Source organism: Alcaligenes sp. Marseille-Q7550 (genome assembly GCF_965112015.1).
In genome coordinates this window covers 488,584-510,958 of record NZ_CBCOPU010000001.1, presented here as the reverse complement: position 1 = coordinate 510,958, position 22,375 = coordinate 488,584, and the positions used below count along the sequence as shown (strand labels likewise).

Genomic DNA, 22,375 nt, shown 5'->3' with positions numbered 1-22,375 from the left:
ATCATATGGCTCCCCGTATCCCGGCGCGGCTCTCCTGCCCGTATGCTGCAAACACCTCAACTGACTACAGGAGACGTATCATGCCGCAGGCCGTGCCTGACCTTTCCAACCTGCTCCGCCAGGACATCCGCTTTCTGGGCAAGGCCCTGGGCGAAGTCATCCGAGACAGCGAAGGAAAGGCCACCTTCAATCTGATCGAAGGCCTGCGCCGGGCCGCCGTGGGCTTTCGGCGCGAGCACGATCCGCGGCAGGCGCGCATCCTGGAGCAGGACATCCCCGCGCTCAGCGACACCCAGGCGCGCTCGGTGGCGCGCGCCTTCGCCTATTTCCTGCACCTGTCCAACATCGCCGAGGACCGCGACCAGAACCGGCGTCGCCTGGAGCACCGCCCCGAACAACTGCCCGGCAGCCTGCAGCACGCCATCCGGGCCCTGATGGACGAAGGCCTGAGCGCCCGCAAGATCCGGCGCTATCTGCAGGAAGCCTGCGTGATGCCGGTGCTGACGGCCCACCCCACGGAAGTGCAACGCCAGAGCACGCTGGCCGTGCACATGGCCATCGCCGCCGAACTGCACAGCCTGGACCACGACGCCACCGAGGCCCGGACGGCGCGCATCCAGGAAAAACTGACCGGCCTGGTCTCGCTGCTGTGGCAGACGCGCATGCTGCGCGAGCACCGCCTGACGGTGCTGGACGAGATCGACAATGCCCTGGCCTACTACGGCTCCACGTTCCTGCCCACCATCCCGCAGCTCTACCGCGACCTGGACCGGCTGCTGGACAAGCCCGGCAAGAGCCTGCTGGACCAGAAGGCCCGCCCCCTGCCCGCCTTCCTGCGCATGGGCAGCTGGATCGGCGGCGATCGGGACGGCAACCCCAACGTGGGGCCCGACACGGTGGAACAAGCGGTGCTGCGCCAGGCCACCTGCGTGCTGCGCCACTACCTGGAACAGATACGCCTGCTGGGCACCGAAATATCCGTATCCGACGGCCTGAGCCGCGTCAGCAAGGAGCTGGCCGCCCTGTCGGCCCGCAGCCAGGACCCGTCGCCACACCGGCTGGACGAGCCCTACCGGCGCAGCATCATCCATGTGTAGGCGCGCATGGCCGCCACCGCCCAGGCCCTGCTGGGCCACGGGCTGGCCGCCCGCCCCCCCTACCCCGCCGAGCCCTATGCCACGCCCCAGGAGTTCGCCGCCGAACTGCAGGTGATCGCCGACTCCCTGGCCGACAACAAGGGCGGCGCCATCGCGGGCCTGCGCCTGAACGCGCTGATCCAGGCCGTGGAGGTCTTCGGCTTCCACCTGGCCACCCTGGACCTGCGGCAAAGTTCGGACGTGCACGAGCGCGTCCTGGACGAGCTGTTCCGCGTCGCAGGCACCGAGTTCGACGGCCAGCCCGTCAGCTACCGGCACCTGTCCGAAGAAGACCGCATCACCCTGCTGCGCTCGGAATTGCGCCACCACCGCCCGCTGGTCTCGCCCTGGTATCACTATTCCGAAGAGACGGAAAAAGAACTGTCCATCCTGCGCAAGGCCGCCGAATGCCGCCGCCGCTTCGGCGCGCGGGCCATCGAACAGACCATCGTCTCGCACACCGAAACCCTCAGCGACCTGCTGGAAGTGCTGGTGCTGCAGCAGGAGACCGGGCTGATCGTGCCCGGCTCCAGCCACCCCGACCAGCAAGGCCTGATGGTCGTGCCGCTGTTCGAGACCATCCCCGACCTGGAACGCGGCCCCGAAATCATGCAGGAATGGCTGGACATGCCCGAGATCCGCCAGCGCGTGCGCCATGCGCAGAACAGCGTGCAGGAAGTCATGCTGGGCTATTCCGACAGCAACAAGGACGGCGGCTATCTGACTTCCAACTGGACGCTGTACCGCGCCGAGCGCGAGTTCGCACAGGTCTTCGCGCGCCGCAAGGTGCGCCTGCGCCTGTTCCACGGCCGGGGCGGTTCAGTGGGCCGGGGCGGCGGCTCCAGCTTCGACGCCATCCTGGCGCAGCCGCCCGGCACCGTGAATGGCCAGATCCGCCTGACCGAGCAGGGCGAGATGATCCAGAGCCGCTACAAGGACGCCGACGTAGGCCGCTGGCACCTGGAGCTGTTCGTGGCCGCCACGCTGGAAGCCAGCCTGGGCAGTCGCAACCATGGCCGACCCAGCGACGACGAGCAGTTGGCCGCCTACGGCCAGGCCATGGCCTGGATGTCTGAGCAGGCGCACCAGAGCTATCGCCAGCTGGTCTACGGCACCGAACATTTCGACCAGTACTTCTTCCAGTCCACGCCCATCCAGGAAATCGCCGGCCTGAACATCGGCTCGCGCCCCTCCTCGCGCAAGGCCACCCAGCGCATCGAAGACCTGCGCGCCATCCCATGGAGCTTCTCCTGGGCCCAGTGCCGCCTGCCCATACCGGGCTGGTACGGCGTGGGTACGGCGCTGAGCCGCTACCTGGAATACGGCGTGCCCGACGACGGCCTGACCCGCCAGCAGCGCCTGGAACAGTTGCAGAAAATGGCCAGCGACTGGCCCTTCTTCCGCACCCTGCTGTCCAATATGGAACAGGTGCTGGCCAAAACGGACCTGGACATCGCCGCCAAGTACGCCGGCCTGGTCAAGGACGAAGCCTTGCGCGAACACGTCTTCAATCAGATCCGCCACGAGTTCCACCTGACCGTGGAAATGTTCCGCCAGGTCACGGGGCACGAGCTCCTGGCCCGCGACCAGGCCCTGCAGGACGCCCTGGCCGAGCGCTTCGCCTACATCGATCCGCTCAATCACCTGCAGGTGGAATTGCTGCGCCGTCATCGCGGCCAGAGCGAAAAAGCCCGCAAGGCCATACGCAATGGGGTGAACAAGCAGCACGTCATCCACCTGACCATCAACGGCATCGCGGCCGGCCTGCGGAACTCCGGCTGAGGCAAGAGCAAAGCGTCTTATTTATAACTTTTAAATATAAGCTAATTTCCAAAAGAAGTTAAAGCAGTACAATTCCTGTATCGGAATTCTTCTTTTGATCGAATGCGGGCCTGGCGCAAGCCGGGCCCGCGTCATTGAGCTTATGACGCTTGCCATCATTCTGGGCCTGTTGACCGGCCTGTTACTGGGATTGACGGGCGCAGGCGGCGGCATCCTGGCCGTTCCCGCCCTGATGCTGGGCCTGGGCTACGACATGACGTCCGCCGCCCCGGTGGCGCTGCTGGCCGTGGGCGCCGCTGCCCTGGTAGGCGCACTGGACGGCCTGCACAAGCACATCGTGCGCTATCGCGCCGCCGTCTTCATGGCCCTCATGGGCGCCTTGATGACATCCGCCGGCATACGCATCAGCCATGCCCTGCCGGAACAACTGCTGGTCACGATGTTCGCCGTCATCATGCTGTGGATCGCCGGCAAGATGCTGCGCCGACCTGCTGAACGCGCCCAAAGCCTGCCGCCCTGCCGCCTGAATCCGGACACCGGCCGGTTGCGCTGGACCGGCGCGGGCACGGCCACGTTGGCCGGCATCGGCGCCGTGGCCGGCCTGTTCTCCGGCATGCTGGGCGTGGGCGGCGGTTTCCTGATCGTGCCGGCGCTCAAACGCTTCAGCAACCTGGGCATGCACAGCATCGTGGCCACCTCATTGATGCTGATCGCCCTGATCTCGCTCAGCGCCTCGGCCATCAGCCTGGCCCACGGCACGCTCATTCCCGCCAGCGGCTGGGTTTTCGTAGGCGCAGCCATGGCCGGCATGGCGCTGGGCCGGCAACTGGCTCCGCACATCGCGCCCGAACGCCTGCAGCAGGGCTTTTCTGTGCTGACGGCCGTGGTGGCCGTGATCATGCTGGCGCGCAGTTATTTGCTGTAATTTTCAATCAATTTGGCTATTAATCATTCTAAGCGGCCAGCCATGGAATTTCGAACCGTCAAAGAAAAACCGGCAAAGAAGCAAAAAACATTCATTTTTTATCAAATAATGCCAAAACGAATTGACACCAAGATTACATTAAATCAAATAAAATATAAAACGCAAACCATGAAAACGACACCAAAGAGCTTGTTGATCTAGAGTTTGCTAGTACGAATACGCAGGAAAATAATAATAGCTTTAACAGCTTCTCGTGGCATGCATTTTCTGAAAATACAGCGATGATCAATCAAGGAGTAAATCCATGAAGATTAGTTCGAATAATTGCTATACATATATAAATCATAAATCCAAAAAACATTCAGAAAATAGCCAAATAAACAAAGGTTTTTCAGACGCACTGACTGCAACCACAGCCAGCAAGAAAAATACTGGGACAACACAGATTGATTTCACGAAAATGTCGAATATTGAAATGTTCAATTGGATGAACAATCAAATAAAAAACGGTGAAATCTCTCTAGACGAAAGTTTTCCATTTTTGGCAATGACAATAAGGATCCCAGTAAGCAGCAATGTCACTGAGCTTACACACGAGAAGATTAATTTTATTGAGAAAATACGTGACGGTATAGCAGGTGCTCGATCGAGAAACGATGAAAACACCCTGAAAATGCTAGAAAAAGCTATGGCTGTCATACAGCGATTTCAAGGACAAGCCATTGGTGTTGACGCTCACGCTTAAAGCACGCAGCTACTTGTTCTAGTTCATGCGCACAGGCTGCCGGCCGGCTCGCCGGGGTTGATCAGGTAGCGGCTGAACGAGCCGCTGTCGTCGCGCGGCCGCACGGCCACGATGCGCTGCACGATATGGTCGGGATTGGACTGGAAGCCGTGCTCGTAGGCCACGATGTCCAGGTCGGCGCACCAGCGCAGCAGCTCGCCCGGTTGCAACAGAAAATCGGGATTGCGCGGCGTGTTGTACTGCTCGTTGCCCACCCCGAAGGTTTCGTAGATCAGCACGCCGCCCGGCTCCAGGCTTTCCAGCAGCGTGGGCATCAGCGGCCGCCACAAGTATTTGGTGACCACTACCGCGTCGAAGCGCCGGCCCGCGAAAGGCCAGGGACCGTTCTCGATGTCCGCCTGGACGATTTCCCCATAGGGCGCGCTGGCAGCCACGGCCTCCGGGTCGCGGTCCACGCCGATCACGGTGTGTCCGCGCTGCGCCAGCCAGCGCGCGTTGCGCCCCCGGCCGCAGGCCACGTCCAGCACCGTGCCGGGATTGGAGGCCAGATGGGCCCATTGCCGCATCCACGCGCTGGCTTCTCCCGTGTCTTTCATCGTCGTCTCCCCTCGATATCCGGATAAAAACGCACATGGTAGCGCAGGATGCGCCATGGCGACCCGGTCATCGGATTGCAGCATGGCCTGGGCTACAATCGGGGCAGTTCCCACCCTCCTTTCCGACGGCGTATGAAGACCCTGCTGCGCAAGCCCGTCCTGCTGATGGCCGTGCTGTGCCTGCCTCTCTGGATCATTTTCGGCAATTTCATCCTGGCCGCCGCGGCGTCCATCCTGATTGCCATGCTGGTCGGCATGCTGCGCACCCTGCAGCAACTGTCCCGCGCCCGGGACGCCCGCTCCGGCCCAGCCTCCAGCGCCGACTCCGAACCGCCCAACGACACGCCTCATTGACGCCATGAATGTACTGTCCGCCCCCTCCCTGCCCCACGGCCTGCCTCCTCTGTCGGACGAGCTCAAGGCCCACCTGGACCAGGTCAACCGCTACCTGCTGGAGCGCATCGAGGACGAAGACGGCTTCCTGCCCTTCGACCAATGGATGCATCATGCCCTGTACGCGCCGGGCCTGGGCTACTACACGGGCGGCAGCACCAAGTTCGGCGGCATGCTGCCCACAGGCGACTTCACCACGGCCCCGGAGCTCTCGCCCCTGTTCGCCCAGACGCTCAGCCGCCAGGTCTCCCAGATCCTGTACGCCAGCCAGTCGGTCTCCATCCTGGAATTCGGCGCCGGCAGCGGCGCCCTGGCCGAAGCATTGATCACGGAACTGCGCCGCCACGACATCGACCCCATCTATTCCATCCTGGAAGTCTCGCCCGACCTGCGCCAGCGCCAGCAGCAGCGCCTGGCTCCCTTGCAGGCGCGCGTCAACTGGCTGGACAGCGCGCCGCCCGACTTCAAGGGCTGCGTCATCGCCAACAAGTCCTGGACGCCATGCCCGCCAGCCTGTTCACCTTCAGCCAGGACGAGCAGGTGCTGGAAGTGGGCGTGATCGCCGCCGACGACAGCACCGCGGGCGGCCTGCCCGCGCCCTTCTACCTGGCCACCCGCCCCGCCCCGGAGCACCTGGCGCACCTGGTGGCCGAGCGCGTGGAGCCCAATCCCTTCTATCTGTCGGAAATCAATCTGCAAGCCGAAGCCTGGGTGCGCAGCATGGGCTCCTGGCTGAGCCGCGGCGCGGCCATCCTGGTGGACTATGGCTTTCCGCGCCACGAGTACTACCATCCCCAGCGCAGCCAGGGCACCCTGATGTGCCATTTCCGCCATCTGGCGCACGCCGAACCCCTGGTGCTGGCCGGCCTGCAGGACATCACCACCCACGTGGACTTCACCGCCATGGCCGACGCGGCCCTGGAAGGCGGACTGGACGTGCTGGGCTACACCACGCAGGCGCGTTTCCTGATGAACTGCGGCATCGCCAACTACCTGGCCACCCCGCCCGAGGACACCTCCCCCGTCGTCCAGCAGCAATGGGCGCGCACCATGGCCTCGGCCAACAGGCTTCTGTCCGAAGCCGAAATGGGCGAATTGTTCAAGGTGCTGCTGGTCGGCCGCCACATGGCCTCGCCTCTGATGGGGAACATGAGCGGGGACCGGCGTGACCGGCTGTAAGAAGGGTTTGTTGCAGATTCAGTAGAATGGATCTGTTGATCGATAGCAGAATGGGACTTTGTAAAGACGCCGTTCAAGGAGCTCGAGGGGCAGGCTGGGCTGACTGCTTGCCGGTGCTGCGCACCGGTGCCCTGGTCGGTCCACGTAGCCGGGCGCGTCGTTAACTCCGGCGGGTTGCTCGCCTCCCAGGCGAGCAACAAGCGCCGCCGTCGAACAGAACGACGCTTAGCTCCCGTCCCAGCGTCCCGCCTGCGGCAAGCCGTCTGACCCGCCCTACCTGCCCCTCGAGCTCCTTGAACGGCTCACAATGCCCACTGTATCGATCACCCTGCATGATTTGCTTCAGCACACTTCAAAGATGGGGCTACTGCTGCAGTTGGACTGATGCATTGTCAATTCGGCATGCATGGCCCTTCGCAAAACCCATCCCCGCTATCAATCAGTCGCCTCGCCCCAATAAAAATTGCAGGGCATCCAGATAAAAGCGGCCAGTATCAGGCCGCCCTCTCCATGGCCTCAAGCCGCGCAGCGCGTACGGCTTCGCGGATCCGGCCCGGTTCCTTCGTGTAGCGAGCCGCCACCGCGCCGGCGTCCACCGCCGCCATGGCCTGGCGCAGGTGCTCCCAGTCGTCCACCGGCACATCCCGCAGGCAGGCCGCGGCGGACAGCAGCTCGGCAAAGCGGCCCGGCTTGCGCAAGGCGTCCAGATGCTCCATGACGCCCAGCGCCTGTTCCACCCGGCGGCGCGGCTGCAGCAAGGCGGAATCCGCCAGGAGCACGGGCAGCAGGCGGGCCTGGTCCTTCCATTCGGACGGCGCCCGGACCTGGACCGCGACTTCGGCGGGGTATTCGGAAACATGGCACAGGATGGCGAAACGCCCCGCCATGGGCAGGCCGCGATCACAGGCCGCCTGCACCCGTTCGCCGACCTCGTCGGTGTAGGCCAGGCCGGGCATGACGCGCTCCAGCGCGCCCACTTCCCGCAGAACCTCGAACATGCGCGCCGGACGCTGCGCCGCCAGACCCTTGGCCAATTCCATGTAGACCCGCTCGGCCACCAGTTCGTCGACCTCGCCCTGCTCCACCAGCTCCCGCGCCAAGGCCCAGGTATCGTCCGCCACCTGGAACTGCGTGAAGCGCGCGGCAAAGCGCGCCAGCCGCAGCAGGCGCACCGGGTCCTCGCTGAAAGCCGTGCCCACATGCCGCAACAGGCGCGCCTGCAGGTCGGCCAAGCCGTTCAGGGGATCCTGCAGGCGACCCTGCTTGTCCACGGCCATGGCATTGATGGTCAGGTCGCGGCGGCGCAGGTCGTCGGCCAGGGTGACATCCGTGCCGGTATAGAAAGTGAAGCCCTTGTAGCCTCGGCCCGACTTGCGTTCGGTGCGGGCCAGGGCGAATTCTTCCTTGGTGCGCGGATTCAGGAAGACAGGGAAATCCCCGCCCACCGGCACGAAACCGCGTTCGGCCAAGTCCTCGGGACGCGCGCCCACCACCACCCAGTCCCGGTCGCCGGCCGGCAGGTCCAGCAAGGCGTCGCGCACCGCGCCGCCCACCACATAGACATCCAGCCCCTCCAGCAAGGGGTCCGGGCGGCCCATGATGGCGGCCAGGGCCGCCTGCTGGCGGGCGTCGAGCATGGCGTCCGCCATCAGGGCAGCGATGCGGTGGTGACGCCGCTGGGGCTGACCGAGCCCAGGCGCGCCTTGAGCGACTGGTGCTGGCCGCTGAACAGCATGGAGTAATACGTGGCGTTGGACAGCACGTTCTTCACATACAGGCGTGTTTCCGTGAAGGGGATGGTCTCCGCGAAGATGGCGCCTTCCACCGTGCCGTTCAGGCGCGAACGCCACTGGATGGGGCGTCCGGGGCCGGCATTGTAGCCGGCCGAGGCCAATACCTGGGAGCCGCCCAGCTGGCCCAGCACCATGTTCAGGTAATTGGTGCCCAGCACCGTGTGCACTTCGACTTCGTTCACGCGCGCGGGCGAGAACTCCGTCATGCCTATTTTCTTGGCCACCCAGCGCGCCGTGGCCGGCATCAGTTGCATCAGGCCGGATGCGCCCACGCCGGAGCGCGCATCGGTGATGAAGCGCGATTCCTGGCGGATCAGGCCGTACACCCAGGCCGGATCCAGGTTGATGGACTTGGCCTGTTCGGTGACGCGGCCCTCGAACGGCGCGATGAAGCGCTGGCTGAAGTCGATCTCGTTCTTGGTCAGCAGGGAGGTGTTCACGACGCGGTCGTAGATGTGCTGCTCGCGGGCGAACTCAGCCGCCGCGCGCAACTGGCGGTCGTTCATGCCGCGCAGCGCGAAGTTCCATTCAGGCACGGCTTCGGGACGCCAGCCCAGCTTGAACAGCTCCACGGCCCGCAACAGGCCGGCGTTGGTGCGCGCATCCTGCATGTCCTGCGGGGTCAGCGGCGCGGGCTGGGGGGGCAGCGTCGGAGTCAGGCCCAGTTCTTCGGTGGCCAGCTGGCCATAGAAGTTCAGGTCGCCCGTGATGGACTGGAATTCGGCCCGCGCCTGCTCCTTGTGGCCCAGGGCCTGCTGGGCGCGGGCGTGCCAGTACACCCAGACGGGTTCGGCGCGCTGGGCCGGGCCCATCTTGTTGACGGCGGCGGCCACCTGCTTCCAGTCGATCTGGGCTTCGCGCAGTTCGGCGCGCACCTGCCAGGCATGGTTGTAGTCCGTCATGGGCGTGCGGCCGGAGCGCCGGTACCACTTGGTTGCGTCATTTTCCACGCGCAAGGCGCTTAACAGGCCGATCTGTCTTCGGCGGCAGTGCAGGTTGTGCAGGAGAGTCTTGCCGGCCCAGGTCCGGTCTATGTAGGCGGCGGCCTTCTCGCGGTCGCCGCGGGCCAGCCGCGACAGGGCCAGCGTCACCAGCTCGGGATTGACGTTACTGCGCCCGGCCTGCTGGTCCAGCCACTTCTGCGGCGAGGCCATCAAGGCGGTGTAGTCCTTCATCTGCGGGCCGGTGAAGATGATGGCGGCCAGCCGGCGGGCCTGTTCGGGCTTGCCGTTCTCCAGGGCTTCGCGCATCAGGTCGCGCACCTGGTGGGTGCTGATGACCTTGCGGGCGTACAGCTGGTCCAATGCCGACCAGCAGGCGCGGCTGGGCGCAAAGGAATCCAGCAGATCGGTGACGTTCACGCCCTCGCCGGCCACGTTCTGCGCCAGCGCGACGGAACACTTGACCATGGACGTGGGCGCCTCCACCGGCCAGAGTTCACGCACCAGCTTGTAGTTGCCGGCGCGCGCCGCCGCCACGATCCAGTCGGATTTCAGGCGATTGGCCAGGTATTCGTCCTGGTTGCCGGCCAGGAACAGGCGCACCTGATCGTCGGGCACGGGCAGGGAGTCGTCCTGCAGGATGCGACGCAGGCGCCAGTATTCGGCATAGGAGCCCAGTACGGGATCGTCGGCGGCCACGGGCGCCAGCGCATCGAGCGCGGCCCAGCGCTTGGCGTTGACGGCTTCGCGGGCTTCGATCAAGGCCTGGCGCGCCACGGGCGGAACCGGAGGCAGGCTGTCCCAGCGGCGCGCGGCCTCCTTGGCCGGCGGCAGTGCAGGCGCAGCCAGGGCAATCTGCTGGGCCGGGGCGGGCGTAGTGGCCTGGGCCTGGGGCTGCTCGGCGCCGGCGCAGCCCGCCAGTCCCACGGCCACCACCAGCAAGGTGCTCAGCGAAGGGCGCTGGAAAGCAGGCGGCGTGCCCCAGCCACGTGTTTTCTGGTACTTTAGCTGATCGATACCCATTGTGACGGCCTTTAAAAAATCACCCATGATTCAGAACGTAGAGCATAACGCAGTCGACCTGCGCACGCGACTAAAAGACCTGCGTGCAGGGCAGCCCTCCATCGAGACCAACCGGGGCGGCCTGCTGATCCGGGGCCGCCTGTTCACCTGGCTGGCCACCAACCGCAGCCGCCTGCGCGAGCAGGGCCGGCCGGAGCCGAAAACCATCGCCGCCTTCTGGCCGGTGCAGGGCGAACCGGACCTGCGTCCCCTGCTGGCCCAATGGGTGGAGGAAGAAGGACTGAACGTCTGCCTGCCCGTCGTGGAACAGCCCGACTCACCGCTGGTCTTTCGCGAATGGACCCCGGACACTCCCATGGAAAAGGGCCGCTACGACATCCAGATCCCGGTGTCGCAAGAAGCCCCGCCGCCCGACATCGTGCTGGTGCCCACGCTGGGCTACACCCGCCAGGGCGATCGCGTGGGCTATGGCAAAGGATATTACGACCGCACGCTGGCCGCGCTCAAGCAGCAGGGCCACGCCTTCACCAGCGTGGGCATCGCCTGGGCGGTGGGCGATCTGTCCGGCACGGCCTACCAGCCCGCCCCCACGACCAGCGGCTGGACACCATCCTGACCGACAAGGGCTGGGCGGTGCCCGCGCCGGAACTGTAGGCCGGCAGGCAAGGACAGCCTTTTAAAAAGAAAACCCGCCGGGCTTGCGCCGGGCGGGTTTTTCAATGGGCGGCAGGAAAGGATCAGCGCCAGTTCAGATTGGGCACGATGGCCATGCTGGCGTCCGCCCCGTTCAGCGTGTACATGTGCAGGCCGGGCGCGCCGCCGTCCAGAAGATCCTGGCACAGGCGCGAGATCACATCGATGCCGAAGGCGCGTATGGACGCGCGATCGTCGCCGAAGTCCGCCAGGCGCAGGCGTATCCAGCGCGGCACTTCCGCGCCGCACATATTGGAAAAACGCAGCAGTTGCGCCGAGTTGGTGATGGGCATGATGCCGGGGATGATGGGCACCGTGACTCCCTTGGCCCGGGCGCGCTCCACGAAGCTGAAGTAGGCGTCCGGGTTGAAGAAGTACTGGGTGATCGCCCCGTGCGCGCCCGCCTTCACCTTGGTCACGAAATGCGCCAGATCGTCCTCGAAGCCGGTGGCCTGGGGATGCATTTCAGGGTAGGCGGCCACTTCGATGTGGAAATGATCGCCGTAGCGCTCGCGGATGAAGGCCACCAGGTCGCTGGCGTAGCGCAGCTCGCCTGCGCCGCCACCCATGCCCGAAGGCAGGTCGCCGCGCAGGGCCACGATGCGCCGTATGCCCTGCTGGCGATAGCTGTCCAGCAGCTCGGCCAGCTGTTCGCGGTTGGCGCCGATGCAGGACAGGTGCGGGGCCACGTCGAACCCCAGCTTCTGCAGCAGTTCCACGGCGCCGACCGTGCCCGCGCGCGTGGAGCCGCCCGCGCCGAAGGTGACGCTGACATAGGCCGGATTCAGGCCGATCAGGGATTTGGCCGAGCGCACGAGCTTTTCCTGGGCCGCGATGTCGCGCGGCGGGAAGAACTCGAGGCTCAGCGTTTGCTTATTTGTCATTTGACCAACAATCCAGACAGCAGCCCGGAGACCAGGCTGTAGACGATAGCCCCGATGACCGCCCACCAGAACCCGTTGACCTGGAAGCCTTTGAGGATGGAGCCGGCGAACCAGAACACCAGTGCATTGAGCACCAGCAGGAACAATCCCAGGGTCACGATGGTGATGGGCAGCGTCAGCAGCACCAGCACGGGCTTGACCAGCGTATTGAGCAGGCCCAGCACCAGCGCAGCGATCAGCGCCGAGCCAAAGGACGCCACGGTGATGCCGGGCAGGATATAGGCGACAACCAGCAAGGCGACAGCGTTCAGGATCCAGACGAGTAGCAAGGTCATGATAGGACTCAAAAAACGGCGTGCGAAGACGCGCGGGCGTGGACTTAGTAGCGGTAGTGCTCAGGCTTGAAGGGGCCCTGCACCGGCACGCTGATGTAATCCGCCTGCTCCTGGGACAAGGTGGTCAGGTTCACACCCAGTTTCTTCAGGTGCAGACGGGCGACTTTCTCATCCAGGTGCTTGGGCAGTACATATACTTTACCCGTTTCATAGGCGTCGCCGCGCGTGAACAGCTCGATCTGGGCAATGGTCTGGTTGGTGAAGGAGGCGGACATCACGAACGAGGGGTGGCCGGTGGCGCAGCCCAGGTTCACCAGACGGCCTTGGGCCAGCAGGATGATGCGCTTGCCGTCGGGGAAGATGATGTGGTCGACCTGCGGCTTGATTTCTTCCCACTCCAGGTCTTCCACGGACGCGACGTCGATTTCGTTGTCGAAATGGCCGATGTTGCAGACGATGGCCTGGTCCTTCATGCGCTCCATGTGCGAGCGGTTGATGACGTGGTAGTTGCCGGTGGCGGTCACGAAGATGTCGGCCTTGTCGGCGGCTTCTTCCATGGTGACCACACGGTAGCCTTCCATGGAGGCCTGCAGGGCGCAGATCGGGTCGATCTCGGTGACCCACACCTGGGCGCGCAGCGCGGCCAGGGCCTGGGCGCAGCCCTTGCCCACGTCGCCGAAGCCGCAGACCACGGCGATCTTGCCGGCCACCATGACGTCGGTGGCGCGCTTGATGCCGTCCACCAGGGATTCGCGGCAGCCGTACAGATTGTCGAACTTGGACTTGGTCACCGAGTCGTTCACGTTGATGGCGGGGAAGGCCAGCTCGCCCTTCTGGGACATCTGGTACAGACGGTGCACGCCGGTGGTGGTTTCCTCGGTCACGCCCTTGATCTGGGCCAGGCGGGTGGAATACCAGGTCTTGTCCGTTTCCAGGCGGGCGCGGATGGCGGCGAACAGCACGCGCTCTTCCTCGCTGCCGGGATTGTCCAGCACGGACAGGTCTTTTTCGGCGCGCGCGCCCAGGTGCAGCAGCAGCGTGGCGTCGCCGCCGTCGTCCAGGATCATGTTGGCCTGCTCGCCGGGCCAGTTGAAGATTTCGTGGGTGTACTGCCAGTATTCTTCCAGGGATTCGCCCTTGACGGCGAAGACCGGCGTGCCGGTGGCGGCGATGGCGGCGGCGGCGTGGTCCTGGGTGGAGAAGATGTTGCACGATGCCCAGCGCACTTCGGCGCCCAGGGCCTTCAGAGTCTCGATCAGCACCCCGGTCTGGATGGTCATGTGCAGGCTGCCGGCGATGCGGGCGCCCTTCAGGGGCTGGGAAGCGGCGAATTCCTCGCGGGTGGCCATCAGGCCGGGCATTTCGGTTTCGGCGATGGCCAGTTCGCGGCGGCCCCAGTCGGCCAGGGAGATGTCGGCGATTTTGTAATCAGAAAAAGTCACAGTTGGGCTCCGTAATACGGCACGCAGACTGCGACGCGAGCGATGCGGCCCGCCAGCAGCCTGCCGTGCAGGTCGTGGCGAGCGTCGTTCTTGTGGGCGGCGATGCGCCCATCCATGATCCGAGCCTGGCAAGACGCACGGGTCTTGTCGCAACGCCCCTCGGGCATGGAAATGATGCGGGTAATTGTACTCGTTTGCGTCGCCTTGGGAAGCGGGCGCCGCGGGGAGAGATCAATATTTGTTGCGGCGCGGGTAGCCCTGGGCGGTGATGCGGTCCCAGACCAGATCCTTTTCGTCCTGGCTCATGAAGACCCAGTTGGCCACCTCCATGGCGGTGCGCCCGCAGCCCCGGCAGATGTCGTCATACAGCGTGGAGCAGACGGCCACGCACGGCGAGTCCCGGCGGGTCAGGCGGCGGTCTTCGTCCTGTCGCTTATATGCACCCCACGCTTCCGGAGGAGTTCAGGGTGCTCATGGACAAAATAATAGCATTGGCCGGGGGCCGGATCCGCGCATGACCCTGCTGCCGGCAGGCTTGTGGCGGATTGGCCTCAGACAAAAAGAAAAGCCGCCCGCAGGCGGCTTTTTCCTTGCAGGGCAAGGAGTTAGATGGCGTGACGCAGCACCTGGGCCTTGTCGGTGGCTTCCCAGCTGAACTCGGGTTCGCTGCGGCCGAAGTGGCCGTAGGCCGCCGTCTTGGCGTAGATGGGCCGTTGCAGGTCCAGCATCTCGATGATGCCGCGCGGACGCAGGTCGAAGTGGGCGCGCACCAGCTTGGCGATCTCGGCGTCGGGGATCACGCCCGTGCCTTCGGTGTAGATCGTGATGTTGATGGGCTCGGCCACGCCGATGGCATAGCTGAGCTGCACCTGGCACTGGCGCGCCAGGCCGGCGGCCACGATGTTCTTGGCCACGTAGCGCGCCGCGTAGGCGGCCGAGCGGTCCACCTTGGACGGATCCTTGCCGGAGAAGGCGCCGCCGCCGTGCGGGCATGCGCCGCCGTAGGTGTCCACGATGATCTTGCGCCCGGTCAGGCCGCAGTCGCCCTGCGGACCGCCGATCACGAACTTGCCGGTGGGGTTGACCAGGAAGCGGGTTTTTTCGGACAGCAGGTCCTCGGGGATGCAGGGACGGATGATGTGTTCGATGACGGCCTGGCGGATGTCTTCCTGGGAGATGTCGGGGGCGTGCTGCGTGGACAGCACCACGGTGTCCACTTCCACGGGGCGGCCGTCCACGTAGCGGAAGGTGACCTGCGACTTGGCGTCCGGGCGCAGCCAGGCCAGGCGGCCGTCCTTGCGCAGTTCGCTCTGGCGCTGCACCAGGCGGTGGGCGTACCAGATGGGCGCGGGCATCAGGTCGGGGGTCTCGTCGCAGGCGTAGCCGAACATCAGGCCCTGGTCGCCGGCGCCCTGGTTCAGGATTTCTTCGGGACTGCGGTCCACGCCCTGGGCGATGTCGGGCGACTGCTTGTCGTAGGCCACCAGCACGGCGCAGGATTTGTAGTCGATGCCGTAGTCGCCGTTGTCATAGCCGATGCGCTTGATGGTGTCGCGCGCCACCTGGATGTAGTCCACGTTGGCGTGCGTGGTGATCTCGCCGGCCAGCACGACCAGGCCGGTGTTGCACAGGGTCTCGGCGGCGACGCGGGCCTGGGGGTCCTGCTCGAAGATGGCGTCCAGGATGGCGTCGGAGATCTGGTCCGCGACCTTGTCGGGATGGCCTTCGGAAACGGATTCGGACGTGAAGAGGAAATCGTTGTTGACCACAGCGTTGCTTCCTTGGGTAAGGGCTGAAGCTTCAGCCCGAGGTTGAACAAACTGCGTTGCACCTCGGAGCCAGCGATGTGGTTACGATAGACGGGGCGCGACGCTTTAGCGGTTTATTGTGGACGGCAGGGCCGCCCTATCGCTCCGCAAGTTGTCGTTTAACTCAGCGATACAATCCATTTTAAGCGAAAATACGCAGTTGTTTCAGCAAAACCTACTTTTCATAGGATTGTCCGGCCCATGTTAGCCGCTCTCTTGCGCCTGGCGGCTCGTCTGCCCCTACCCGTGCTGCACCTGCTGGGCAAGACGGCGGGGCGGCTGGTGTACGCATTTCCCGGCCGCACCCGCCGCCGCCTGCAGGCCAATTGCCGCCAGGCCGGCTACGACGTCCCCGCCTTCTTTCGCCGGGCGGCCGGACACACCGGCGCCATGATTCTGGAGACCCCGCGCGTCTGGCTGCATCCGGCCGATTGCGTGGCCCGCTGCACGGTGGACGACATGGCGCTTCTGCGCGCCGCCCATGCCGAGGGGCGCGGCGTGCTCTACCTGACGCCGCACCTGGGCTGCTTCGAGATCACCGCCCGCTACATGGCGGGCCTGGGACCGCTGACCGTCATGTTCCGCCCGCCGCGCCAGGCGTTCCTGGAGCCGCTGATGACGGAGTCGCGCGAGTTGCCCGGCCTGCACGCCGTGCCCGCCAACATGAAGGGGGTGCGCGAATTCGTGCGCGCCTTCCGCCAGGGCCAGTCGGTGGGCATGCTGCCCGACCAGGTGCCCAGCGGCGGCGACGGCGTCTGGGCGCCCTTCTTCGGCCGCCCCGCCCTGACCATGACCCTGGCCGGCAAGCTGGCTCGCCAGTCCGGCGCGCCCGTCATCGTGACCGCCGCCGAGCGCCTGCCCAAGGGGCGCGGCTGGCGCATCCACAACCTGCGCCTGCCCGAGCCGCTGCCCGAGGATCCCGCCGCACTGGCCACCTTGATCAACCAGTCCATGGAAACGCTGATCCGGCGCTTCCCCGAGCAGTACCTGTGGGGCTACAACCGCTACAAGATCCCGCACGACGCGCCTCCCATTCCCACCGAATCGACGCCATGAGTTTCAATTCCTACCCGCTGCTCAAGTCCATCTTCACCTATTTCGGACGGGCCTCGGTACGCCAGCGCCAGCGCTGGGGCGCCGTGCTGGGCTGGCTGACCCATCGCCTGGCCGGCCGGCGCCGCCACATCGTGCGCACCAATCTGGACCTGTGCTTTCCGGATGAACCCGAGAGCACGCGGCGCGCCTGGGAAAAACAGCATTTCCGGCTGCTGGCCCAGTCCTACCTGGACCGCGGCCTGCTCTGGTTCGGCCTGCCCAGCACCATCCTGAAAACGCTCGAGCTGAGCGGCGAGGAGCACATCACCCGTGCCCTGGAACAGGGGCGGCGCGTCATGCTGCTGGTGCCCCATTTCCTGGGCATGGATGCGGCCGGCACGCGCCTGTCCATGTCCATCTCGCCGCTGGTGGCCTTCTACACGCCGCAGCGCGACCCGAACGTGGACCGCCTGATGTACGAAGGCCGCAGCCGTTTTTCGGACGTGCCGCTGATCTCCCGCAAGGACGGCATACGCGGCCTGATGCGCGCCCTGCAGAAAGGACAGCCCATCTACTATCTGCCCGACATGGACTTCGGCATCAAGGGGGCGGCCTTCGTGCCTTTCTTCAATGTGCCGGCCGCCACTCTGCTGTCCACGGCGCAGATCGCCCGCAACCAGGACGCCGTCGTCATCCCCGTCATCTCCCGGCTGGACGCCCGGACCGGCCACTACCACGTCCAGGTGCTCGAACCCATGGCGGACTTCCCCGGTGAGGACTCCCTGGAAGAAGCCACGGCGCGCATGAACGCCTTGATCGAAAAATACGTGCGCGAGGATCCGCCGCAGTATTATTGGGTGCATCGACGCTTCAAGACCCGGCCCGAAGGCCAGCCTCGCATTTACTGAACGACATCATGAACCGCCCCGCCCCCCTCCCCCGCCGCATCCCTGTGGCGCTTCACCAAGATGCATGGCGCGGGCAACGATTTCGTCATGCTGGACGGCGTCAACCAGCGACTGGACGTCACTCCCGAAAGGGCGCGCGCACTGGCGGACCGCCACTTCGGCATCGGCGCCGACCAGATCCTGCTGGTGGAGCCCGCGCAGTCCGCGGACGCGGACTTCCGCTACCGCATCTTCAATGCCGACGGCGGCGAAGTGGAGCACTGCGGCAACGGCGCGCGCTGCTTCGTGCGCTTCGTGCACGAGCAGGGCCTGTCCGCGGCCAATCCGCTGCGGGCGCAGATCCGCACCGGCGTCATCACCCTGAACGACGATCCCGAACTGGGCGTGGAAGTGGACATGGGCGTGACGCGCTTTGCGCCTGCCGACGTGGATTTCGACGCGCAAGGGCTGGAGCACGCCGCCCAGGGCCAGGACACGCTCTGGATGCTGCCCGTGCCCGGCCAGGACGCGCCCGCGGCCTTGTCGCTGGTGTCCATCTCCAATCCGCATGCGGTGCAGGTGGTGAAAGACGTGCAGAACGCGCCGGTCCGGACCGTGGGCCCCTTCATCGAATCGCATCCGCGCTTCGCCCGCAAGGTCAACGCCGGCTTCATGCAGGTGGTGGATCCCCACCACATCCGCCTGCGCGTCTATGAACGCGGCGCGGGCGAGACGCTCGCCTGCGGCACCGGGGCCTGCGCGGCCGTGGTGGCGGGCATACGGCGGGGATTGCTCCAGAGTCCGGTTGTCGTGGATACTCGCGGAGGCGCCCTGCGCGTCCAGTGGGACGGACGGCAACTGCGCATGAGCGGCCCGGCCCAGACTGTTTTCGACGGTCAGGTCGATATCGACGCGCTGTGCGCGTCCTTAGCCAGAAAGGAAACCTTCTAGACATGGATACCCCCAGCCTCAGCGCCGCGGACGTGGCCCAGTTCCTGAAAGCCAATCCTGATTTCTTCGACGCCCACGCCGACATCTTCGCCAACCTCATGGTGCCGCATCCGCACCAGAGCCGCGCCATCTCCCTGGGCGAGCGTCAGATCCTGCTGCTGCGCGACCGCGGCAAGAAAACCGAACGCCAGCTGGCCACCCTGGTCGCCAACGCCCGCGGCAATGAAAAGATCTCGCGCCTGCTGCACCAGTGGAACTGCCAGATGCTGGCCGAACCCGACCCCGCAGCCCTGCCGGAACTGATCTGCCGCAGCCTGGAGCGCATCTTCGAGATGCCCGTGGTGCGCCTGCATTGCTGGAATCCCGACGAAGTGCTGGCCGACGACCCGATCGCCGGCTGGGCCCACACCCTGTCCAAGCCTTGCTGCGGAGCGCGGCGCAACGAAGAATTCCTGGCGGAACTCCAGCAGGACGCCCAGTCGGCGGCCATCGTGCCCCTGAAGCAGCCCGGCGACGAGCAGCTCTTCGGCCTGCTGGTGCTGGGCTCCCCCGAAGCGGACCGCTTCACGGCCGACATGGGCACGGACTTCCTGGAAGGCATAGGCGAGCTGTGCAGCGCGGCGCTCAGCCGCCAGCAGGCGCGCACCGCCGCCGCCGAACCCGAATGCCCGGCTTGACCACGCGCCTGCGCGCAGACCTCGCCGTCAACGGCGAGGTCAAACAAGGCCAGACCGAAACGGCGCTGAAAGCGCCCCTGAATCGTGGCGGGGAAGCTCCGGCCGACAGGCCGGAAGCCCTCACCGAGCCCATGCAGCGCTGGCTGCATCTGCTGGCGCACGAAAAACGCTATTCAGACCACACGCTGCAAGCCTACCGCCGCGACCTGGGCCATCTGCTGGCCCAGCACCCGCAACGCGACCCCGACAGCCTGAACGAGACCGAACTGCGCCAGGCCGCCGCCGGCCTGCACGGCCAGGGGCTGGCTCCGCGCAGCCTGGCCCGCATCCTGGCCGCCTGGCGCGGCTATTATCAATGGCGGACCCGCCAGCAGGGCTGGCCGCGCAACCCGGCCGCAGGCCTGCGCGCCCCCAAGGCGGGCCGGCCGCTGCCCAAGGCGCTGTCGGTGGACCAGACCCAGCATTTGCTGGACAGGCCCGCCGCGCCCGTGCAGGACGACCCCATGGCCTGGCGCGACCAGGCCATGTTCGAACTGTTCTATTCCAGCGGCCTGCGCCTGTCCGAACTGGTCAGCCTGGACGTGCATTACCGGCAGGAGGGCGACTACCAGTCGCAAAGCTGGCTGCTGCTGGATGAAGGAGAATTGGTCGTGACCGGCAAGGGCGGCAAGCAGCGCCGCCTGCCCATAGGGCAAAAAGCACTGCACGCCCTGCGCCAGTGGCTGGAGGGCCGCGCCGTCCCCGCCGCGCTGGCGCACGACCCCGACGCCCGCGCAGCCCTTTTCCTGGGCGCGCGCGGCGCGCGCATCCACCCTCGCGTGGTGCAGCAGCAATTGGAAAAATACGCGCGCGCCAGCGGCATGCCCGTGCACGTGCACCCGCACAGCCTGCGCCACAGCTTCGCCAGCCACCTGCTGCAGTCGGCGCAGGACCTGCGCGCCGTGCAGGAGCTGCTGGGCCACGCGAATATCTCCACCACGCAGATCTACACCCGCCTGGACTTCCAGCACCTGGCCCAGGCCTACGACCAGGCCCACCCTCGGGCGCGCCGCAAGAACGGCGGCCATCAGGACTGAGGTTCTTCGCGGATTTCCGGGCATGGGCTCGCCGGCAGCTAGAAGAAGCGCGAATGAAGCCGACTTTCGAAGGTGTGCCGGCCCCGTTCGGACTGACGGCCCTGGCGCCGGGCTTGAACGGCGGTTTCTCGAGTTTGCACCCTGCCCATCAATGGACAGCGGCCCCAAAAATGCTGCGAAGCACCCAGACTAGGGCGTCAGGGCCTCGATCAGCTTGTCGGTGTTCCACTTCATCATGCCCAGGTAGCTGTCCGCGCCCGAGCCGGGTTTGCCCAGCGCGTCCGAATACAGCGTGCCGCCGACCTTGGCGCCGGTTTCGCGGGCCACCTGCTCCACCAGGCGCGGACTGACGGTGTTTTCCACGAAGATGGCATGGATGTTCTCGCGCCGCGCCTGCTCGATGACCTGCGCGATTTCGCGCGCCGAGGGCTCCGCCTGGCTGGACACGCCCACCAGGGAAATGAAGGTGATGCCGTATTCCTTGCCCAGGTAGGCGAAGGCGTCGTGCGAGGTGATGACCTTGCGCTGCTCGGCGGGGATGGCCTGCAGGCGCGACTTGATGCTCTGATCGAGCTGCTGGGCGCGTTGGGCGTAGTCCTGCGCGCGCCGCTGGTAATAGTCCGCATTGGCCGGATCCGCCTGGGACAGCCCCTGGGCGATGTTGCTGATGTAGGTCTGCGCCAGGCTCAGGCTTTGCCAGGCGTGCGGATCCTGGCTGCCATGGCTGTGCGCATGGGGCGGCTCGGCCGCCTGCTCCTTGCCGTGGCCATGCCCATGGTCATGATCGTGATCGTGATCATGGGCATGATCATGCCCGTCGTCATGGTCCTGGCCGGATTCATGCGCGTGATCATGCCCGCCCTCGAAAGCCAGGGCGTCTATGCCCTGGGTGGCCACCACCTGCGCCCCCCGGTAGCCGGCCGATTGCTGCAGGCGCGGCAGCCAGGCCTCGAAATCCAGGCCGTTGATCACCAGCAGCTGGGCCGAGGCCAGCGTCTTGGCGTCGCTGGGGCGTGGCTCGAAGGAGTGGGCGTCGCCATTGGCCGGCACGATGGCGCTGGCCATCACTTTGTCGCCGCCGATCTCGCGCACCATGTCGTTCAGAATGGAGAAACTGCTGACGACGCGCAGCGGCTCGGCCTGTGCCGGCAAGGCCAGGGCCAGCAGGCTCAGCGACAGCAGCGCGCCGGCCCGGTTGAAAACTCGAACGTTCATGATTCATGCTCCAGAAGTGAGGCCATGCGCCGTCGCCGCGCCCGGAACGAAGACCAGGCGCGCACCAGGCCGCCGTGCGGCCCGAAACCGACGGACAGGAAATAGAACGCCCCGGCCGCCAGGATGATGGCGGGCGATGCCGGCACGTTGTAGTAATACGAGAACAGCAGCCCCAGGTAGGAGCTGACCATGCCCAGCACGGCCGCCACGATCATCTGTCGGCCCACGGAATAGACCCAGAAGCGCGCCGAGGCCGCCGGCAACATCATGATGCCCACCACCATCAGGGTGCCCAGCACCTGGAAGCCCGACACCAGGGTGATGACCAGCATGAACAGAAAGGCCATGTGCGCCAGCGAGCCGCGCCCGCCCTGGGTGCGCAGGAAAATGGGGTCCAGGCATTCAAGCACCAGGGGCCGGAAGATCAGGGCCAGCAGCGCCAGCGTGACCGAGCTGCTGCCGGTGACCAGCAGCAGCGAGGCGTCATCCAGCCCCAGCACCGTGCCGAACAGCACGTGGATCAAGTCCATGTTGGAGCCGCGCAATGACACCAGCAGCACCCCCAGGCCCAGGGAGACCAGGTAAAAGGCGGCAAAGCTCGCGTCCTCGCGCTGCGGCGTCAGGCGCGCGACCAGGCCGGCCAGCAAGGCCACCGCGATGCCGGTGATCATGCCGCCCAGCGCCATGGCGCCCAGCGACAGGCCGGCCGTCAGAAAGCCCACCGCCACGCCGGGCAGGATGGCGTGCGCCATGGCGTCGCCCATCAGGCTCATGCGGCGCAGCACCAGGAAGATGCCCAATGGGCCGGCGGCCGCCGCCAGGGCGAAGGAGCCCGCCAGAGCGCGCTGCATGAAGCCGT

The 22,375-nt window shown here is 65.7% G+C and carries 19 protein-coding genes, 2 pseudogenes and 1 riboswitch; of the genes and pseudogenes, 11 read left to right on the top strand and 10 right to left on the bottom strand.

Annotation, left to right across the window (positions count from 1 at the left end):
- Positions 1–80: 80 nt before the first annotated feature.
- The 3 genes and pseudogenes from ppc to ACWPWO_RS02375 all read left to right on the top strand — a co-directional run bounded on the left by ppc (position 81) and on the right by ACWPWO_RS02375 (position 4,588).
- Positions 81–2,918, top strand: a pseudogene (ppc, locus tag ACWPWO_RS02385) (phosphoenolpyruvate carboxylase).
- 142 nt (positions 2,919–3,060) lie between these two features.
- Positions 3,061–3,843: a sulfite exporter TauE/SafE family protein gene (locus tag ACWPWO_RS02380; protein ID WP_454004130.1), complete on the top strand. Its 783-nt coding sequence runs from the start codon at positions 3,061–3,063 to the stop codon at positions 3,841–3,843.
- Between the two features lie 304 nt (positions 3,844–4,147).
- Positions 4,148–4,588 carry a hypothetical protein gene (locus ACWPWO_RS02375; RefSeq protein ID WP_454004128.1) on the top strand — a complete coding sequence of 147 codons (441 nt, stop codon included), beginning with the start codon at positions 4,148–4,150 and terminating at the stop codon, positions 4,586–4,588.
- A 23-nt stretch (positions 4,589–4,611) separates the two neighbouring features.
- Here the strand turns inward: ACWPWO_RS02375 and ACWPWO_RS02370 are convergent, their stop codons facing one another.
- A complete protein-coding gene (locus ACWPWO_RS02370) occupies positions 4,612–5,184 on the bottom strand; it encodes a class I SAM-dependent methyltransferase (protein ID WP_394063770.1) in 573 nt (190 codons plus the stop codon).
- Between the two features lie 132 nt (positions 5,185–5,316).
- On the opposite strand from ACWPWO_RS02370, the gene ACWPWO_RS02365 reads away from it, so the two are divergent.
- A complete protein-coding gene (locus ACWPWO_RS02365) occupies positions 5,317–5,538 on the top strand; it encodes a hypothetical protein (RefSeq protein ID WP_394063768.1) in 222 nt (73 codons plus the stop codon).
- Between the two features lie 4 nt (positions 5,539–5,542).
- Positions 5,543–6,756: pseudogene (locus tag ACWPWO_RS02360) on the top strand (class I SAM-dependent methyltransferase).
- Between the two features lie 494 nt (positions 6,757–7,250).
- Here ACWPWO_RS02360 and ACWPWO_RS02355 read toward each other — a convergent pair.
- Both ACWPWO_RS02355 and ACWPWO_RS02350 read right to left on the bottom strand, forming a co-directional pair.
- A complete protein-coding gene (locus tag ACWPWO_RS02355; RefSeq protein WP_454004127.1) occupies positions 7,251–8,393 on the bottom strand; it encodes a CCA tRNA nucleotidyltransferase in 1,143 nt (380 codons plus the stop codon).
- 11 nt (positions 8,394–8,404) lie between these two features.
- Positions 8,405–10,513, bottom strand: coding sequence for a transglycosylase SLT domain-containing protein (locus ACWPWO_RS02350; RefSeq protein ID WP_454004126.1), 2,109 nt, complete (start codon positions 10,511–10,513; stop codon positions 8,405–8,407).
- A gap of 25 nt (positions 10,514–10,538) precedes the next feature.
- On the opposite strand from ACWPWO_RS02350, the gene ACWPWO_RS02345 reads away from it, so the two are divergent.
- Positions 10,539–11,129 carry a 5-formyltetrahydrofolate cyclo-ligase gene (locus ACWPWO_RS02345; protein ID WP_454004125.1) on the top strand — a complete coding sequence of 197 codons (591 nt, stop codon included), beginning with the start codon at positions 10,539–10,541 and terminating at the stop codon, positions 11,127–11,129.
- 121 nt (positions 11,130–11,250) lie between these two features.
- Here the strand turns inward: ACWPWO_RS02345 and metF are convergent, their stop codons facing one another.
- The 5 genes from metF to metK form a co-directional block, all read right to left on the bottom strand.
- Positions 11,251–12,090 (bottom strand): methylenetetrahydrofolate reductase [NAD(P)H], encoded by an 840-nt coding sequence (gene metF, locus ACWPWO_RS02340; protein WP_394063760.1) that lies wholly within the window; start codon positions 12,088–12,090, stop codon positions 11,251–11,253.
- The gene (locus tag ACWPWO_RS02335; protein ID WP_394063758.1) at positions 12,087–12,425 is read right to left on the bottom strand and encodes a phage holin family protein; all 339 of its coding nucleotides are present in this window, start codon (positions 12,423–12,425) and stop codon (positions 12,087–12,089) included. Before ACWPWO_RS02335 ends, metF begins: the two co-directional genes overlap by 4 nt.
- A gap of 44 nt (positions 12,426–12,469) precedes the next feature.
- The gene (gene ahcY, locus ACWPWO_RS02330) at positions 12,470–13,867 is read right to left on the bottom strand and encodes an adenosylhomocysteinase (protein WP_454004124.1); all 1,398 of its coding nucleotides are present in this window, start codon (positions 13,865–13,867) and stop codon (positions 12,470–12,472) included.
- 72 nt (positions 13,868–13,939) lie between these two features.
- Positions 13,940–14,034, bottom strand: a riboswitch (S-adenosyl-L-homocysteine riboswitch).
- Between the two features lie 64 nt (positions 14,035–14,098).
- Positions 14,099–14,278, bottom strand: a complete 180-nt coding sequence (locus ACWPWO_RS02325; RefSeq protein ID WP_454006239.1) for a DUF1289 domain-containing protein — start codon at positions 14,276–14,278, stop codon at positions 14,099–14,101.
- 194 nt (positions 14,279–14,472) lie between these two features.
- The gene (gene metK / locus ACWPWO_RS02320) at positions 14,473–15,636 is read right to left on the bottom strand and encodes a methionine adenosyltransferase (RefSeq protein ID WP_454004123.1); all 1,164 of its coding nucleotides are present in this window, start codon (positions 15,634–15,636) and stop codon (positions 14,473–14,475) included.
- 240 nt (positions 15,637–15,876) lie between these two features.
- Here metK and ACWPWO_RS02315 point away from each other — a divergent pair, with 240 nt between their 5' ends.
- The 5 genes from ACWPWO_RS02315 to xerC all read left to right on the top strand — a co-directional run bounded on the left by ACWPWO_RS02315 (position 15,877) and on the right by xerC (position 20,301).
- Positions 15,877–16,731, top strand: a complete 855-nt coding sequence (locus ACWPWO_RS02315) for a lysophospholipid acyltransferase family protein (RefSeq protein WP_454004122.1) — start codon at positions 15,877–15,879, stop codon at positions 16,729–16,731.
- A complete protein-coding gene (locus tag ACWPWO_RS02310) occupies positions 16,728–17,618 on the top strand; it encodes a lysophospholipid acyltransferase family protein (protein ID WP_454004121.1) in 891 nt (296 codons plus the stop codon). The genes ACWPWO_RS02315 and ACWPWO_RS02310 overlap by 4 nt, the downstream gene beginning before the upstream one ends.
- Before the next feature lie 60 nt (positions 17,619–17,678).
- Complete coding sequence (dapF, locus tag ACWPWO_RS02305; protein ID WP_454004119.1) at positions 17,679–18,548, top strand: diaminopimelate epimerase; 870 nt, start codon at positions 17,679–17,681, stop codon at positions 18,546–18,548.
- Positions 18,549–18,550: 2 nt separating this feature from the next.
- Entirely contained in the window at positions 18,551–19,225 is a 675-nt protein-coding gene (locus ACWPWO_RS02300; RefSeq protein ID WP_454004117.1) for a DUF484 family protein, read from the top strand.
- 131 nt (positions 19,226–19,356) lie between these two features.
- The gene (xerC, locus tag ACWPWO_RS02295) at positions 19,357–20,301 is read left to right on the top strand and encodes a tyrosine recombinase XerC (RefSeq protein WP_454006237.1); all 945 of its coding nucleotides are present in this window, start codon (positions 19,357–19,359) and stop codon (positions 20,299–20,301) included.
- A gap of 189 nt (positions 20,302–20,490) precedes the next feature.
- Here the strand turns inward: xerC and ACWPWO_RS02290 are convergent, their stop codons facing one another.
- Together ACWPWO_RS02290 and ACWPWO_RS02285 are read right to left on the bottom strand one after the other, a co-directional pair.
- Positions 20,491–21,516, bottom strand: a complete 1,026-nt coding sequence (locus ACWPWO_RS02290) for a metal ABC transporter substrate-binding protein (protein ID WP_454004115.1) — start codon at positions 21,514–21,516, stop codon at positions 20,491–20,493.
- On the bottom strand, positions 21,513–22,367 hold the full coding sequence (locus tag ACWPWO_RS02285) for a metal ABC transporter permease (protein ID WP_454006235.1): 855 nt from the start codon (positions 22,365–22,367) through the stop codon (positions 21,513–21,515). Before ACWPWO_RS02285 ends, ACWPWO_RS02290 begins: the two co-directional genes overlap by 4 nt.
- Positions 22,368–22,375 lie beyond the last annotated feature (8 nt).

Bases quoted from the DNA above. Each gene is read 5' to 3' on its own strand.
- ACWPWO_RS02370 (WP_394063770.1), bottom strand. From the start codon at position 5,184: ATGAAAGACACGGGAGAAGCCAGCGCGTGGATGCGGCAATGGGCCCAT.
- ACWPWO_RS02335 (WP_394063758.1), bottom strand. From the start codon at position 12,425: ATGACCTTGCTACTCGTCTGGATCCTGAACGCTGTCGCCTTGCTGGTT.
- ACWPWO_RS02315 (WP_454004122.1), top strand. From the start codon at position 15,877: ATGTTAGCCGCTCTCTTGCGCCTGGCGGCTCGTCTGCCCCTACCCGTG.
- ACWPWO_RS02375 (WP_454004128.1), top strand. From the start codon at position 4,148: ATGAAGATTAGTTCGAATAATTGCTATACATATATAAATCATAAATCC.
- xerC (WP_454006237.1), top strand. From the start codon at position 19,357: ATGCAGCGCTGGCTGCATCTGCTGGCGCACGAAAAACGCTATTCAGAC.
- ACWPWO_RS02380 (WP_454004130.1), top strand. From the start codon at position 3,061: ATGACGCTTGCCATCATTCTGGGCCTGTTGACCGGCCTGTTACTGGGA.
- ACWPWO_RS02285 (WP_454006235.1), bottom strand. From the start codon at position 22,367: ATGCAGCGCGCTCTGGCGGGCTCCTTCGCCCTGGCGGCGGCCGCCGGC.
- ACWPWO_RS02345 (WP_454004125.1), top strand. From the start codon at position 10,539: ATGATTCAGAACGTAGAGCATAACGCAGTCGACCTGCGCACGCGACTA.
- ACWPWO_RS02355 (WP_454004127.1), bottom strand. From the start codon at position 8,393: ATGCTCGACGCCCGCCAGCAGGCGGCCCTGGCCGCCATCATGGGCCGC.
- ACWPWO_RS02310 (WP_454004121.1), top strand. From the start codon at position 16,728: ATGAGTTTCAATTCCTACCCGCTGCTCAAGTCCATCTTCACCTATTTC.
- dapF (WP_454004119.1), top strand. From the start codon at position 17,679: ATGCATGGCGCGGGCAACGATTTCGTCATGCTGGACGGCGTCAACCAG.
- metF (WP_394063760.1), bottom strand. From the start codon at position 12,090: ATGACAAATAAGCAAACGCTGAGCCTCGAGTTCTTCCCGCCGCGCGAC.
- ACWPWO_RS02365 (WP_394063768.1), top strand. From the start codon at position 5,317: ATGAAGACCCTGCTGCGCAAGCCCGTCCTGCTGATGGCCGTGCTGTGC.
- ACWPWO_RS02350 (WP_454004126.1), bottom strand. From the start codon at position 10,513: ATGGGTATCGATCAGCTAAAGTACCAGAAAACACGTGGCTGGGGCACG.
- ACWPWO_RS02300 (WP_454004117.1), top strand. From the start codon at position 18,551: ATGGATACCCCCAGCCTCAGCGCCGCGGACGTGGCCCAGTTCCTGAAA.
- ACWPWO_RS02290 (WP_454004115.1), bottom strand. From the start codon at position 21,516: ATGAACGTTCGAGTTTTCAACCGGGCCGGCGCGCTGCTGTCGCTGAGC.